Source organism: Streptomyces luteolifulvus, from assembly GCF_008806595.1.
GTDB classification, from domain to species: domain Bacteria; phylum Actinomycetota; class Actinomycetes; order Streptomycetales; family Streptomycetaceae; genus Streptomyces; species Streptomyces luteolifulvus.
The window spans coordinates 75,188-89,308 of sequence record NZ_VZRB01000025.1; the positions used below are offsets into that span (position 1 = coordinate 75,188).

At 70.6% G+C, this 14,121-nt stretch carries 13 protein-coding genes; 7 read left to right on the forward strand and 6 right to left on the reverse strand.

All coding sequences use genetic code 11. The features are described from left to right. Nucleotides 1-85: 85 nt before the first annotated feature. The 6 genes from hypA to hypE all read left to right on the forward strand — a co-directional run bounded on the left by hypA (nt 86) and on the right by hypE (nt 6,076). A complete protein-coding gene (gene hypA / locus F7R91_RS29565) occupies nt 86-439 on the forward strand; it encodes a hydrogenase maturation nickel metallochaperone HypA (protein WP_150953546.1) in 354 nt (117 codons plus the stop codon). After that, nucleotides 439-1,260, forward strand: a complete 822-nt coding sequence (gene hypB / locus F7R91_RS29570) for a hydrogenase nickel incorporation protein HypB (protein WP_150953549.1) — start codon at nt 439-441, stop codon at nt 1,258-1,260. Before hypA ends, hypB begins: the two co-directional genes overlap by 1 nt. Further along, complete coding sequence (gene hypF / locus F7R91_RS29575; RefSeq protein WP_150953552.1) at nt 1,257-3,608, forward strand: carbamoyltransferase HypF; 2,352 nt, start codon at nt 1,257-1,259, stop codon at nt 3,606-3,608. The genes hypB and hypF overlap by 4 nt, the downstream gene beginning before the upstream one ends. Beyond that, complete coding sequence (locus F7R91_RS29580) at nt 3,608-3,907, forward strand: HypC/HybG/HupF family hydrogenase formation chaperone (protein WP_150953555.1); 300 nt, start codon at nt 3,608-3,610, stop codon at nt 3,905-3,907. Before hypF ends, F7R91_RS29580 begins: the two co-directional genes overlap by 1 nt. Further along, nucleotides 3,904-5,007, forward strand: a complete 1,104-nt coding sequence (gene hypD / locus F7R91_RS29585; RefSeq protein WP_150953558.1) for a hydrogenase formation protein HypD — start codon at nt 3,904-3,906, stop codon at nt 5,005-5,007. The genes F7R91_RS29580 and hypD overlap by 4 nt, the downstream gene beginning before the upstream one ends. Before the next feature lie 79 nt (nt 5,008-5,086). Further along, entirely contained in the window at nt 5,087-6,076 is a 990-nt protein-coding gene (gene hypE, locus F7R91_RS29590; protein ID WP_150953661.1) for a hydrogenase expression/formation protein HypE, read from the forward strand. A gap of 1 nt (nt 6,077) precedes the next feature. Here the strand turns inward: hypE and F7R91_RS29595 are convergent, their stop codons facing one another. The 4 genes from F7R91_RS29595 to F7R91_RS29610 form a co-directional block, all read right to left on the reverse strand. After that, nucleotides 6,078-7,700 carry a glycosyltransferase family 2 protein gene (locus F7R91_RS29595; protein WP_150953560.1) on the reverse strand — a complete coding sequence of 541 codons (1,623 nt, stop codon included), beginning with the start codon at nt 7,698-7,700 and terminating at the stop codon, nt 6,078-6,080. A 152-nt stretch (nt 7,701-7,852) separates the two neighbouring features. Further along, the gene (locus F7R91_RS29600) at nt 7,853-8,464 is read right to left on the reverse strand and encodes a TetR/AcrR family transcriptional regulator (protein ID WP_150953563.1); all 612 of its coding nucleotides are present in this window, start codon (nt 8,462-8,464) and stop codon (nt 7,853-7,855) included. 34 nt (nt 8,465-8,498) lie between these two features. Continuing rightward, nucleotides 8,499-10,556, reverse strand: a complete 2,058-nt coding sequence (locus F7R91_RS29605) for a galactose-binding domain-containing protein (RefSeq protein ID WP_150953566.1) — start codon at nt 10,554-10,556, stop codon at nt 8,499-8,501. A 125-nt stretch (nt 10,557-10,681) separates the two neighbouring features. Further along, nucleotides 10,682-11,308 (reverse strand): TetR/AcrR family transcriptional regulator, encoded by a 627-nt coding sequence (locus F7R91_RS29610; protein WP_150953569.1) that lies wholly within the window; start codon nt 11,306-11,308, stop codon nt 10,682-10,684. 51 nt (nt 11,309-11,359) lie between these two features. Here F7R91_RS29610 and F7R91_RS29615 point away from each other — a divergent pair, with 51 nt between their 5' ends. Beyond that, nucleotides 11,360-11,761, forward strand: a complete 402-nt coding sequence (locus F7R91_RS29615; RefSeq protein ID WP_150953572.1) for a DUF2867 domain-containing protein — start codon at nt 11,360-11,362, stop codon at nt 11,759-11,761. 105 nt (nt 11,762-11,866) lie between these two features. Here the strand turns inward: F7R91_RS29615 and F7R91_RS29620 are convergent, their stop codons facing one another. Together F7R91_RS29620 and F7R91_RS29625 are read right to left on the reverse strand one after the other, a co-directional pair. Next, on the reverse strand, nt 11,867-12,319 hold the full coding sequence (locus F7R91_RS29620) for a flavodoxin family protein (protein WP_150953575.1): 453 nt from the start codon (nt 12,317-12,319) through the stop codon (nt 11,867-11,869). 49 nt (nt 12,320-12,368) lie between these two features. Next, complete coding sequence (locus F7R91_RS29625; protein ID WP_150953577.1) at nt 12,369-14,072, reverse strand: tetratricopeptide repeat protein; 1,704 nt, start codon at nt 14,070-14,072, stop codon at nt 12,369-12,371. Between the last annotated feature and the right edge of the window lie 49 nt (nt 14,073-14,121).

Consider the following 14,121-nt stretch of genomic DNA (forward strand, 5'->3'; position numbering starts at 1 on the left):
GCGCTTGGGCCGCCCGGGGGAAAACACACTCCGTCCCCTGCCATGTGCCGGGCCGGGACTTCGGCCGTGCCTACCGTGGCGGACCATGCACGAGCTGTCGATCGCCGCCGCCGTGGTGGAGAGCGCCGAGGGCGTCGCCCGCGAACACGGGTCGGACGCGGTGGCGGGCGTGACACTGCGGATCGGTGAACTCGCTGGTGTGGTCCCGGACGCACTGCGCTTCTCGTTCTCGCTGGTCGCCGAGGGCACCGCACTGCACAGCGCCGAGTTGGTCATCGAGGAGGTACCGGCCCGGGCCCGGTGCGGCGGCTGCGACGCCCGCTTCGCGGTCGGCTCGCCGCCCGCGCTGTGGTGCCCGCACTGCGACACCGCGGCGGCCGAGTTGCTGAGCGGGCGGGAACTGGAACTGGCGGAGGTACGAATGGCAGGGAGCCCGTGATGTGCCGCAGCGTCGACGTACGAACGGCCGTGCTGGCCAAGAACGACTCTCTGGCGGCGCAGCTCCGCACCGAACTGGCGGAGCGGCGGGTGACGGCGGTGAATCTGCTGTCCAGCCCCGGCAGCGGCAAGACCGCCCTCCTCGAACTGGTGCTGCGCCGGGCCCGGGAGCGTGCCGTGGCCGTCGCCGCGCTCACCGCGGATCTGGCCACGGAGAACGACGCGCGTCGGCTTGCCCGGTCCGGAGCCCCGGTGAAGCAGGTGCTGACGGGTGGTCTGTGCCATCTGGAGTCGGCCCAGTTGCGCGGGCTCATCGACGGCTGGCTTCCGGAGCCGACCCGGCTGCTGTTCGTCGAGAACGTGGGGAATCTGGTCTGTCCCGCCTCCTACGACCTGGGCGAGACGCTGCGTGTGACGCTCATGTCCGTGACGGAGGGCGAGGACAAGCCGCTGAAGTACCCGACCGCGTTCGGCGGCGCCCATTTGGTGGTGCTGACGAAGACCGATCTCGCCGATGCCGTCGGCTTCGACGACTCGGCCTTCACGACAGCCGTGCAGCGCGTCAATCCGGGCGTGGAGATCCTGCCCACTTCGGCCCGTGACGGGCGGGGCGTGGACATCCTGCTGGACCGCGTGCTCGCCGTCGCGGACGGAGCGGCACCGCACACGCCCCTGCTCGCGGCGGACCATCTGCGCCACCACGGCCACGACCACGCTCCCGCACACCACCACGGCGACGCCCGTGCGGACGGCCACGAGCACGGCGCCACCCATGCCCCGGGACACGCGCACGGCCGCTCGACCCGGCCCGCCTCCGCGTGACCACCACGACGGCGGACCGGGACACGGCGGACCCGTCGGCGGTACGGCGCCGGGTCGTCGTCCGCGGGACCGTGCAGGGTGTCGGGTTCAGGCCCTTCGTGCACCGACTCGCGGCGGAGCTGGACCTCGCCGGTCATGTGCGCAACGGCGGCGAGGGCGTGGTGGCCGAGGTGGAGGGCGCCCCGGAGTCCGTGGCGGAGTTCTGCCGGGCCCTGACGGAGAGGCCGCCGCCCCTGGCGGACGTACACGAGGTGGCGTACGAGACCGTCCCGGCGCTCGGCGCGGCCGGTTTCGTCATCCATGCGTCCGACGGCAACGGCACGGCACAGACGCTCATTCCGCCGGACACCGCGACCTGCGGGGACTGTCTGAGGGAGCTGGCCGACCCTGCGGACCGCCGCCACCGTCACCCCTTCATCACGTGCACGCACTGCGGTCCCCGCTTCACCATCTCCACCGGCCTGCCCTATGACCGGGCGACGACCACCATGGCCGCGTTCGAGCTCTGCCGGGAGTGCGCCGCCGAGTACGCGGACCCGACCGACCGACGCTTCCACGCCCAGCCGGTGGCCTGTCACGACTGCGGACCGAGGCTGCGGCTGACCGTCCCCGGCGGGCGTCCCAACGAGGGAGGACCGGCTCTCGCCGAGGCACGGCGGCTGCTGGCGCGGGGAGCTGTGCTGGCCGTCAAGGGGCTCGGTGGGTACCACCTGGCCTGTGACGCCACCGACGAGCGGGCGGTCTCGGCGCTGCGCGGGCGCAAGGAGCGCGGCGGCAAACCGTTCGCCGTCATGTGCGCCGACCTGGCGGAGGCCGGGCGGCTGGCCCGTATCGGCCCCGAGGAGGAGGCGGTGCTGACGGGCCGTCGGCGGCCGATCGTGCTGCTGCGCCGCCGGGCCGGAGCGGGCGGACTCGCCGACGCGGTGTGCCCGGGCAGTCCGGACGTCGGTGTGATGCTGCCGTACACCCCGCTGCACCGCCTGCTGTTCGGTCTTCCGGACGATCCGCCGGGCCCGCGGGTGCTGGTGATGACCAGTGGCAACCGTTCCGGGGAGCCGATCGTCACCGACGACGCCGAGGCGCTGGAGCGGCTCGCCGGGATCGCCGACGCCTGGCTGTGGCACGACCGGGTCATCGAAGTGCCCTGTGACGACTCGGTGGTCCGGGTCCGCCCGGACGGGGGCGGCGAGGTCGTGCTGCGCCGGTCGCGCGGCCATGTCCCCGAGCCCGTCGCGCTCCCGGTGCCCGTCGCCGCGGCGCTCGCCGTGGGCGGTGACCTGAAGAACGCCCTGTGCCTGGGAGCGGACGACCGGGCCTGGTTCTCCCCGCACATCGGCGACATGGGCGACCTGGCCACCGTACGGGCCTTCGAGCGCGCCGAGAGCCGGCTGCGCACCCTGACCGGGATCATCCCGGGGGTGGTGGCGGGCGACCGGCACCCGGGCTATCACTCGGGGCGCTGGGCGCGGAGGGCCGCCGAGGCGGGCGGCCTGCCGCTGCGCCTGGTCCAGCATCACCACGCCCATATCGCGTCCGTCATGGCCGAGCACGGCGTGCACGGGAATGCGCGGGTCATCGGCGTCGCCTTCGACGGCACCGGTTACGGCGACGACGGGGCCGTCTGGGGCGGCGAGGTGCTGATCGCCGGCTACGACGGCTGCCACCGCTTCGCGCATCTGCCGTACGCCCCGCTCCCGGGCGGTGACGCGGGCGTGGCCAACCCGTGCCGCACGGCACTGTCCCGGCTGCGCACCGCCGGGCTGCCCTGGGACGCGGACCTGCCCTGTGTCACCGCCTGCACTGCGGATGAACTGCGCCTGCTGCACCGGCAGTTGGACCGCGGCACCGCCTGTGTGCCGACGTCCAGCATGGGCCGGCTCTTCGACGCGGTCTCCTCCCTGGCCGGGATCTGCCATCGGGCCCGCTACGAGGCTCAGGCCGCGATCGAGCTGGAGGCCGCGGCGGTTCTCGCGTGGGCGGAGAAGACGGGGGCGTACCGCTTCGGCCGCGCTCTGGAGCCCGGTCCGGTGCTCGCCGCGATCGTGACCGACCTGCGGCGCGGCGTGCCGGTCACGGTGATCGCCGCCCGCTTCCACCGCGGGGTCGCGGCGGCCGTGGCGGAGGTCTGCCGGTCCGCCCGCCGGGAGACCGGAGCGGAGGTGGCCGCCCTGTCGGGCGGGGTGTTCGCCAACGCGCTGCTCGACTCTGCGTGCGCCGCGCTGCTGGCGGCGGACGGCTTCACGGTGCTCCGCCACCGGCGGGTGCCACCCAACGACGGCGGACTCGCGCTCGGCCAGCTGGTCGTGGCGGCCCGGACGAATCGCTGCGAACGACAAGGAGAACGCTGATGTGCCTGGCGGTACCCGGCCGCGTGGTCGGGATCGAGGACCGGGACGGCACGCGCATGGCGCGTGTCGACTTCGGCGGGGTGGTCAAGGACGTGTGTCTGGCCTATGTCCCGGACGCCGAGGTGGGCGAGTACGTCATCGTCCACGTCGGCTTCGCGCTGCAGCGGCTGGACGAGGAGTCCGCCCGCGCCTCACTGGAGCTGTTCGAGCAGCTCGGGCTGCTGGAGGAGGAGTTCGGCGACGCATGGGCGCGCGCCGAGACGGAGGGGACGGCGACCGAGCAGGAGGGCGCGCGATGAAGTACATCGAGGAGTTCAACGACCCGGAGCTGGCCCGCCGGCTGCTGGACGAGATCCACGCCACCGTCACCCGCCCCTGGGCGATGATGGAGGTCTGCGGCGGCCAGACCCACTCCATCATCCGTCATGGAATCGACCAACTCCTGCCCGACGAGGTGGAGTTGATCCATGGCCCCGGCTGTCCGGTGTGTGTGACACCGCTGGAGATGATTGACAAGGCGCTGGAGATCGCGTCCCGCCCGAACGTCGCCTTCTGCTCGTTCGGCGACATGCTGCGCGTGCCCGGCACCGACCGTGACCTCTTCCGGGTCAAGGGCGAGGGCGGTGACGTACGGGTGGTGTACTCGCCGCTCGACGCCCTGCACATCGCCCGGCGCGAGCCGGACAAGGAGGTGGTGTTCTTCGGCATCGGCTTCGAGACCACCGCTCCGGCCAACGCGATGACCGTCCACGAGGCCCGCCGTCTCGGCATCCGCAACTTCAGTCTGCTGGTGTCGCACGTACGCGTCCCGCCCGCTGTCGAGGCGATCATGCAGGCGCCCGACTGCCGGGTCCAGGCCTTCCTGGCGGCCGGGCATGTGTGCAGCGTGATGGGCACCGCCGAGTACCCAGGGCTCGCCGAGCGTCACCGGGTGCCGATCGTGGTGACCGGATTCGAGCCGCTCGACATCCTGGAGGGTGTGCGCCGTACGGTCCGTCAGCTGGAGCGCGGGGAGCACCGGGTGGAGAACGCTTACCCGCGCGCGGTGCGCGAGGCGGGCAACCCGGCCGCGCTGCGCATGATCGAGGAGGTCTTCGAGGTCACCGACCGCGCCTGGCGCGGCATCGGCACCATCCCGGACAGCGGCTGGCGGCTGTCCGAGGCCTTCCGGCCGTACGACGCCGAGTACCGCTTCGACGTCGGTGACGTACGGACCGTCGAGTCTCCCGAGTGCCGCAGCGGCGAGGTCCTGCAGGGGCTGATCAAGCCCAACGAGTGCGCCGCCTTCGGCACGACCTGCACCCCGCGCACCCCGCTGGGCGCGACGATGGTCTCCAGCGAGGGTGCCTGCGCGGCGTACTACCTGTACCGGCGACTGGAGGTGGCCCCCGTTGGCTGACACCGAGACGAACGGGACGCGCGTGAATCCCGCGAACTGGACCTGCCCCGTCCCCCTGCGCGACCATCCGGTGGTCGTCATGGGCCACGGCGGCGGCGGTGCCCTGTCGGGCGAGCTGACGGAGCATCTGTTCGCGGCGGCGTACGGCAACGAGACGCTCGCCGCGCTCACCGACTCCGCCGCCGTCGAACTGGGCGGGGCCCGGCTGGCGTTCTCCACCGACTCCTACGTCGTACGGCCGCTGTTCTTCCCCGGTGGCTGCATCGGCGACCTCGCCGTCAACGGCACGGTCAACGACCTGGCGATGAGCGGCGCCCGGGCGGCATATCTGTCGACCGCCTTCATCCTGGAGGAGGGCGTCGCCCTGGACGTGGTGGGCCGCGTCGCCCAGGCCATGGGGGCGGCCGCCTCCGCGGCCGGGGTGACCGTGGCGACCGGTGACACCAAGGTCGTCGAGTCGGGACACGGCGACGGCGTGTATGTGAACACCTCCGGCATCGGACTGATCCCGCCGGGCGTCGACATCCGCCCGCAGCGGGCGACTCCGGGAGACGTGGTCGTCGTCAGCGGCCCGATCGGCGCACACGGCGTCGCCGTGCTCAGCGTGCGCGAAGGGCTGGAGTTCGGCTCCGACGTGGTCAGCGACACCGCGCCGCTGGGCGGACTCGTGGCCTCGATGCTGGAGGTCACCCCGGACCTGCACGTCCTGCGCGACCCCACCAGGGGCGGGCTCGCCACGTCCCTGTGCGAGATCGCCGCCGCCTCCGGCACCGGTGTCGTCGTCACCGAGAGCGCCGTCCCCGTGCCCGAGTCCGTTGCCGCCGCCTGCGGTTTCCTGGGTCTCGACCCGCTGTACGTGGCCAACGAGGGCCGTCTGGTGGCCTTCGTACCGCCACAGCACGCCGACGCCGTCCTCGCGGCCATGCACGCCCACCCGCAGGGCGCGGGAGCCGCCGTCATCGGCACCTGTGTGTCCGAGCATCCCGGCATGGTGGTCGCCCGGACCGGGCTCGGCGGCACCCGGGTCGTGGACCTGCCGCTGGGGGAGCAACTGCCGCGCATCTGCTGAATCAGCGTCGAAGGTAGCGCAGCGCCTTCCCCAGCGGTCGCCTGACCCGCGGCGGTACGGGGGCATGCTGCCACAGCGCGCCCCATCTCGGGACGTCGCTGTAGCGGAAGTGGAACTCACCCACGTCCAGGGCGAGTTGGCGCCTCGCCGTCCAGTACGGGATGACCGCCACGGACGGCGAGCCCACCCGTACCGCCTGCCCGGCGAGCGGCCGGCTCTTCAGGACCCCGCGCAGCGCGGCATTGCGGCCGACCCCGAGGAACTGGAAGTACGCGGTGACGTCGTACACGCCCGGTTCCAGAGGGCCGCCGCCGGCCGCGGTCAGCGGATCGATCCGCATCGTTCCGGACACGACGGGCTTCTTCCGGCCGCGCCCCGCTCGCTCCAGCCCGACCGAGAGTTCGCACTCGGGATGCCAGCCGGTGTGCCGGCTTCGCTGGCTGAGCCGGATCTCCCCGTAGGCGGCATTGAGGAGATCTCCGGTCTCCCATTCCTCCACGCCGTCGATTCCTTCGGTCAGCGCAGGGTCGAGCAGCAGTCGCCCGCGGCGCTCCAGGACGGTCAGCGGACGGCCGTCGGGGTGCACTAGATGCATGCGTACGGGGGCGATGAGCGCACCGTCACGCCAGCGAGGTCTGCCGAGGACGGCGGCCGAGGCCAGCTGTCCGGTGCGGCCGGCCAGCCGGCGCAGGGCGTCGTGGTCTCCCCGCTCCAGCAGATGGGCCCGCAGGCGGGTCACCGCGGGCAGGCCGTCACGGACGGACGGGGGGAACTCCTCCAGCACAAGGCGGCGTACCGCCTCGAAACGCTCCTTGATCTGCGGGTGGGAGCTGAGGACATAGGGTTCGCCGACGTTCCGGAGAATCTCGACGCGGTAGGTGCGGCGCAGCATCCTGTCCTGCACAGGGCCGGGCGGGGTGTGAGCCTTGACGGTCCGGACCACCTTGCGCAGATAGCCGAAGTACTCGTCGACGACGAGCTTTCCGCCGCTGGTGTTCCTACCGTCCTCCCGGCGCATCCAGTAGTAGCAGGGGTAGTCCCCGAGGACCGACACGCACGTGGCCACCGAGTAGGCGTGGGCCATGAAGAGCTGGTCCTCCAGCCGGCAGCGCCCTTCGGGGAACCTGATCCCGTTGTCGATGAGGAAGGCCCGCCGGAACATCTTGTGAGGGGTCAGGCTCTCGAAGAGCGGATGGGTCCCGACGGTGCACTTCTCGATCGTGCGGGCGAAGACATTGCTGGGGCCCGCCATGGTGCCGGCCGTCTTGCCGAGCACGATGTCGGAGGTGTTGCGCCGGGCGAGGGAGTAGAGCCGGGCCAGGGCCTCCAGGCCCAGCTCGTCGTCCTGGTCGACGAACTGCACGTACTCGCCGCGGCTCATGAGCATGCCCACGTTCCTGGGCTTGCCCGGCCATCCGGAGTTCTCCTGGTGGTGCACCCGCACATGAGGATGGAGCGCCGCGAGCCGGTCGAGACGCTCGGCCGAGCCGTCGGTGGAGCCGTCGTCGACGTAGATGACCTCGTAGCGGTCCGGTCCGATGGTCTGCCTCAGCAGGGAATCCGCGCATTTGTCGATGTAGGGGCCGGCGTTGTACACGGGAACGACGACGCTGACGTTGAGCATGGGGCTCCTCGGGCTGCGCACCCTCGATCACGAACGAACGACACAAATAGACATTTGAGACATTCATTACTATCGAGAGCGGCCGAGTGATCCCGAGGCGACGCGCCGGGCAGCGGGCAGGAGAGTGGCGAGGGGGCAGGTGTGGCGTTCGCTCAGCTCCCCGTCCGGGGGACCTCGTGTACGAGCCCTGCGATGTGGGTGGTGACCGTGTCGAGGATGGCGCACCAGGCGGCTTCGTCACCGAGGACGAGGTAATTGAGGGTCAGCCCGTCGGTCATGGCGCCCAGATAGCGGGCCAGTACGGAAACGGGCACGCGGAGTCGCAGGTCCATCTTCTCCCGCAGCTCTTCGATGAGCTCGGAGTAAGCCTCGCCGTAGAGCTCGTACTGGCGTCGCGCCAGATGCTCGAACCCTGGCTGGCGCAGGGCGTACTGGGTGAGTTCGTAGGTGAGCATGTGCTCGTCGGGGTGGGCGCGGACATGGTCCCAGTACGCCTGGAAGCCGGCTCGTACGGTCTCCTGAAGTGAGGCCCTGGGCCGCAGGGCCTCCTTCACCATGGAGACGGAGTGGTCGGTGATCGTCGTGATGACCGACTCGACCAGCTCCTGCTTGGAGTCGAAGCAGTAGTGGAAGACGCTCAGGGACACCCCGGCCTCGGTGGCGATGGACCGGGTCGTCGTCTTGGCGACGCCGTCCCGGGCCATCGCCCTGATCGCTGCTTCGGTCAGCTGCCGGCGCCGTTCGGCCGACGGCATCCGTGCCATCCGTATGTCCTTCGTGCCGGTGCGGACCCGCAGGTCAGCTGCTGTAGACGCCCACCTCGTAGAGCGAGTATCCCCAATCCGTGCCGCGGTCGACGCCGTGGATGCGGACGTAACGGGCGGGTGTGCCGGTGAGCTGGGCGGTGTCGAGGCCGCCGTCGCCGGAGGTGGTGGTCCAGGCGGTCTGCCAGTTCACGCCGTCGGTGGAGAGCTCGATGCGGTACGCCTCACCGTACGCGCGTTCCCAGTCGAGCGTGACGCGCTTGACCAGGTTCGTGGAGCCCAGGTCGATGCGCAGCCACTGGTCGTCGCTCCAGCCGCTGGCCCAGCGGGTGTCCCGGGTGCCGTCCGCGGCCCGGCCGGGCGCGTAGCTCGTGAACAGGCTCCACTCCGTCGAACTGGCCGTGGCCGGGGCACCCTTGGCGAGGTTGACTCCGGCCTGGTGCCTCTCGGAGGCCCCCCAGGTGTCGAGGTAGGTCTCGGCGCCCCGGAAGAGGTCGTCCACCACGTCCTGGCCGCCGACGAGCCGGACGTCCTCGATCCAGTCGGGGACGAGGCCGTAGTGCGCGGCTCCGTCGGTGTTGAGGTCCCAGGTCTGCTGTCCCGTGGTCTGCCGGTCGATGAGGGAGCCGCCGTCGACGCTCTTGAAGGGGTAGGTGACCTTGTTGGGGGCGTCGGCGCCGCGCGGGGCCGGCCAGCCGCCGACGCCGTTCATGTCGGTGCCGAAGCCGTAGCCCACGCCGTACTTGTCGCGCAGGGCGTCCGTGCGCTTCGCCTCCGCGCTGAACCCTTCGGATCCGTGCATGTACTGGGTGATGAAGCCGCCGAGACCGTAGACCCGCTCGGTCCAGTTCATGTCCATCCAGCTGTGCGAGGAGATCACACCGGGGTAGGACGCGGACTCGAAGATGTCGAGCACCCGGCCGGTGGCCTTGACGCTCATGTGGTCGATCTCCAGCATCATCTTGCGTTTCATCATGCCGCGCACGGCGTACTCACCGAGGTCGGTGAGCCCGCGAACGTTGCACTGGGCGTCGGCGGCGTACGAGGGAACATCCACGCCCGCCGGCAGATCGTCCTCGGCCTTCGCTGCCGAGGCGCCGTTGATGGGGTTGTCGTGCTGGGGGCCCGTGCACTTCTCCGTCTTCCAGAAGGTGCCGGTCGACAGGAACTGCCCGACGTTGATGGCCGTTCCGAGGCTGCCCGAGTCGAAGCGGACCCCGCACAGCGCGTTGTCGAACTTGTGGCACAGGAACATGCTGCGCACACCCAGTGCGTAGAGCTCGTCCAGCCCGGCGTCGATGTCGGCCTTGCTGCACTGCGAGATGTCCAGGATCTGCTTGCAGCCGAACGGCTCGGAGGTCTCCACTCCCAGGATGACGGCCAGTTTGCCCTGTTTGATGACCTCGCGGGCCTGCGCGCTGTCGGTGACGATCCGGAACCAGCCCTTGCCGGTGCCGCCGTACATCTTGTCGATGTACGCCTGCAGGTCGTACGTCAGCTTCGCCTGGAGCCGGATCGACGTCATCTCGTCGCAGCTGCGGTCCTTGAAGAAGTACACCGAGCAGATCACGCCGTTGGTGACGAGGTCGTTGACGAGCACGCGCTGACCGCCGCGCCAGGCCCGCTCGACCCAGGCGTAGTAATTCTGCTGGTGGGTCACCGAGTTGTGCCTGGGCCAGTCCTTGAAGGTGGGCCAGCCGACCGGGTCGTGCTTGCCGTCGCCGCCGTTGGTGATGTAGTCGAAGATCGCGAGCGTGCCGTCGGGGTAGTGCTCGGGGCAGTCCTTGAGCGCCTCGGCGATCCCGGCGTCGGAGAACACCTTGCCGCAGATGAGTCGCCCGCCGAAGGCCTCGTTGGAGAACAGGTGGTCGTGGGCGTCGACGAATCCGCGGACCTCGCCCTTGGCGTTGGTGCCCTTGAACGGCTCTCCCGTGACGTTGATCTGGGAGTCCGGCGTGGGCCGTGCGGTCGGCGTCCACCAGTCCGTGCCGGCCGCCGAACTCGGCGCGGGGCCGAGAGCCATGGCCAGCACGAGGAGGAGCAGCGACACGACGGTGACGTGTTTGCGTCGGCGGTACGGGCGTTCAGGCATGGTCACTACCCACGTCCCTCGGTCGGCGGGATGGCACGGCCGACGAGCCAGGCGGTCCTGGGGCCTGAGCCCTCTGGCTTGTCATGACCGGCGCAATGTTAGCGACGAGGATCGCGACTGGTGGATTACGAGTCAATAGTCCGGGACGGATGACCTGATGAACGGGGCCCACGCCGGAGCAGTGCGTCCATCGCCGCCTCCAAGTAGGCGGGGAACTCCTTGCGCGAGGGCAGCGTCGACGGTGCGGCGTGGCCGAGTTGGGTGTGGCCCAGATAGAAGCTGTACGCCATCAGCCCGCGCCGTCGCGCCTCGTCGCCGGGGAAGCCGAGTTCGGTGAACAGCCCGGCCAGGTAGCCGATCCGGCGCTCGGTGACCTGCCGCAGGGCGGCGGCGACCTGAGGGTGGTCGGTGCTGGCGAGCAGGGAGAGTTCGAGCGGGTCGCCGCCGGCCGGCCTGGTGACCTGGGTGAACAGTCTGCGCAGTCGCTTCTCGGGGTCCGGCTCGACTTCCACCGCCGCGATGATCTCCTCGGTGTCCGTCTCCACCCAGCGGGCGAGTGCGGCCTCGATGAGTGCCTCGCGGCTGCCGAAGTGCCAGTAGAAGCTGCCCTTGGTGGCGCCGAGGCGGGCGGCGAGCGGCTCGACCGCCACCGCCGCGAGCCCGCCGCCCTCCCCGATGGCGGCAAGCGCGGCATCCGCCCAGTCGCGCGCGCTGAGCCTGGCCTTCTTGGTCTGCTGCCGCCGTTGCACCATGTCCATACGCTACCGTACGGTTGACCATACGCCAGCGTATGGAGGTACGCGATGCACAAGCACAAGCCCGTTGCGGTGGGGTTTCCCGAGGGCGCCCGGCTGATCAGGACAGCGGTGGCCCGTCCCGACTACCAGGACGCCTACGCCATGGAACTGCGGCCCGGAATGCCGCGTGATCCGGCGGCCTGGACGGGCATCCTCGGGGACTCCTTCCCGATCGCGGCGCAGCAGGACGGCGAGGCGCTCATGAAGGTGGACACGGCAGGCCTGGACGCGTGGGCCTCGATCGTCATCGACGAGAAGCACGTCACGCTCTGCAGCTCGGTGAAGGCGACGGCGTTGCGCTCCAAGCTCTATTGGGGCGTCGTGAAGTGGTTCCACCCCTTCATGGCCCGCACGATGATGACCCGCACACACCGCAGGCTCGCCCGCGCGGCGGAGAGCGGGGCTTAGGGGGTGCCGTTCGGCAGCCCTTTGCCGAGTGGTCGAGGAGGTACCGAGAGTGGCGACAACTCATCCGGAATTTCAGCCACTTGGAGATTCGGTGACGCCCTGTGGTCAGTCCGTCAGGCCTGCCGCCACCGTCGCCCCCAGCTCCCAGCACGCCTCGAGGTCGGGCTTGCCCGGCTCGCCGGTGACCGTGACCGGTTCGGCCGTGCGGCGCCAGCCGAGGCCTGTGGTGATCGACTCGATGCCGCGCAGGGCTCCGGTGACGTCGCTCCCGCCGTGCACGTAGTAGCCGAACGGCCGGCCGCGTGTCGTGTCCAGGCAGGGGTAGTACACCTGGTCGAAGAAATGTTTGAGGGCGCCGGACATGTAGCCGAGGTTCGCGGGTGTGCCGAGCAGGTATCCGTCCGCGGCCAGCACGTCGGACGCGGTGGCGGCCAGGGCCGCGCGACGCACCACGCGGACGTCCTCGATCTCCGGGGCCGTCGCGCCGGAGACGACGGCTTCGAACATCGCCTGGCAGTTGGGCGACGGCGTGTGATGCACGATCAGCAAAGTGGGCACGTCACGAACCCTGCCGTGCGACCGGTGCCCTCCGCAAGCGGCGCGGGGCTCAGTGACCGGGGTCGCAGCAGTCGTCCGCGGCGGCGTCCCCGTGGGTGGCGCCCGACACTGCTTCGAGGCGGCAGAAGCAGGAGGCCTCGATCGGTACGTCCGCCGTGGCGGTGGCGAGCTTGAGCTGCTGGGCGAGGAGCTGTGCCTCCCCCGGCTTGCCGAGCCGGACGAGACACTCGTGCAGTCCGTGCAGGGACCAGACGTTGCCCGGGTGCTGCAGCGGACGCGGCAGCGTGCCGTCGAGCCCCAGGTCGGCCCGGTAGACGGCCTCGGCCTCAGTGACGCGCCCGCGTTCCAGGAGCAGGGCTCCGTATGCGTGGCGGGTGGGCTGCATCCATCCCCACGGCTCGTCGTAGGGGAGGTTGTCGTCCAGTTCGATCGACCGCTCCAGCGCGGCGAAGGCGGCGTCGTAGTTGCCCTTGCGGTACTCGAGTTCGCCGTCGAGCATCGCGGACGCGACGGCGAGGATGTCCGCGCAGGTGTTGTTGAACAGCATCCGCGTCTCGGGCACTCGGCCGACCGCCTCCCGGAACAGCAGGCGCTCGTTCTCCGCCTCGGTGATCCGGCCGGTCGCGGAGAGGGCGACGCCGCGGGCGTAGTGCAGCATGGCCGTGCTCGTGCTGTGGAGGACCGGGTCCGCGGGCATGGGCAGGCGCAGGATGTCGTCCCAGCGGCCGAAGCGGATCAGGACATGGACCCGCATGGCGAGGAAGCCCTCCAGCCAGTCCGCCATGGGCGGGCTCTCCACGCGCAGCAGGTCCTCCGGGATGGACGCCTCCAGCCGGGCGGCGGTCTCCAGGGCGGTCCGGGACTGGCCGAGGAACATCGCGCCGTAGATCTTGAAGTGGTAGTTGTGCGACCGGTACAGGGTGTAGAAGTTCATCGCCCCGGCCCGGGCGTGGAACTTCTCGTCGGCGGTGATCGCCGCGCTGTTGTCCGACACCACGCGCCGGTAGTCGCCGCACAGCACCTCCAGGTGGGAGGGCATGTGCTGGAGGTGGCCGGCGTCGGGCACCAGGCCGCGCAGCCGGTCGGCGACGGGCAGGGCCGACTCGGGGGACGGGGACATCTCCATCAGATGGATGTACAGGTGCACGATGCCGGGGTGAGCCTCCCCGGCAGCCGTGGCGAGCGCGCGGTCGAGGACGGTCTTGGCCTCGAGCGTGCGGGCGCCCTCGGCCGGCTCGCCGGTCCGCAGGTCCCACAGCTGCCAGGGGGTGAGGTTCATCAGGGCGTCGGCGTACAGGGTGGCGATGTCGAGATCGTCGGGGTCCAGGTCGTGGACGACGCGCATGCTGTCGGCGTAAGGCGCGTTCCACACCGAGCAGTCCTCGACGGCCTCCGACTGCGGATAGCGGGCACGCAGCGCGCCGATCAGTGCCCGTTCCACGGGCGTCGCGCCGGCCATCGCCTTCTCGTGGGCGAGTTCCACGGCGGCATGGGTGCGCTCGACGGTCCGGGCGAGGTCCTGCTCGTCGAAGAACTCCCAGGGTTTGTTGTAGTTGGGGCCGAGCGCGTAGGCGATGCCCCAGTACGCCATGGCGCACTCGGGATCGGCCGCGGCGGCGGCTTCGAAGCAGGAGACGGCTTCTTCGTGGTTGAAGGCGTACGTCCACACCAGTCCCCGGTCGAACCACAGCTGGGCCTCCGGGGAGGCGGTCGACACGGGGCGGCCGTGGGCGCCGAGGTCGTAGTAATCCATACGATGTCCCCTGATTGCGCGGCACCCACCAGCCTAGGTGTGATCTTGC

Excerpts from the sequence above, each read along its gene's own strand:
- F7R91_RS29625 (WP_150953577.1), bottom strand. The coding sequence starts at position 14,072 with ATGGATTACTACGACCTCGGCGCCCACGGCCGCCCCGTGTCGACCGCC.
- F7R91_RS29600 (WP_150953563.1), bottom strand. The coding sequence starts at position 8,464 with ATGGCACGGATGCCGTCGGCCGAACGGCGCCGGCAGCTGACCGAAGCA.
- F7R91_RS29610 (WP_150953569.1), bottom strand. The coding sequence starts at position 11,308 with ATGGTGCAACGGCGGCAGCAGACCAAGAAGGCCAGGCTCAGCGCGCGC.
- F7R91_RS29605 (WP_150953566.1), bottom strand. The coding sequence starts at position 10,556 with ATGCCTGAACGCCCGTACCGCCGACGCAAACACGTCACCGTCGTGTCG.
- F7R91_RS29595 (WP_150953560.1), bottom strand. The coding sequence starts at position 7,700 with ATGCTCAACGTCAGCGTCGTCGTTCCCGTGTACAACGCCGGCCCCTAC.
- hypA (WP_150953546.1), top strand. The coding sequence starts at position 86 with ATGCACGAGCTGTCGATCGCCGCCGCCGTGGTGGAGAGCGCCGAGGGC.
- hypE (WP_150953661.1), top strand. The coding sequence starts at position 5,087 with ATGGGCCACGGCGGCGGCGGTGCCCTGTCGGGCGAGCTGACGGAGCAT.
- F7R91_RS29615 (WP_150953572.1), top strand. The coding sequence starts at position 11,360 with ATGCACAAGCACAAGCCCGTTGCGGTGGGGTTTCCCGAGGGCGCCCGG.
- hypB (WP_150953549.1), top strand. The coding sequence starts at position 439 with ATGTGCCGCAGCGTCGACGTACGAACGGCCGTGCTGGCCAAGAACGAC.
- F7R91_RS29580 (WP_150953555.1), top strand. The coding sequence starts at position 3,608 with ATGTGCCTGGCGGTACCCGGCCGCGTGGTCGGGATCGAGGACCGGGAC.
- hypD (WP_150953558.1), top strand. The coding sequence starts at position 3,904 with ATGAAGTACATCGAGGAGTTCAACGACCCGGAGCTGGCCCGCCGGCTG.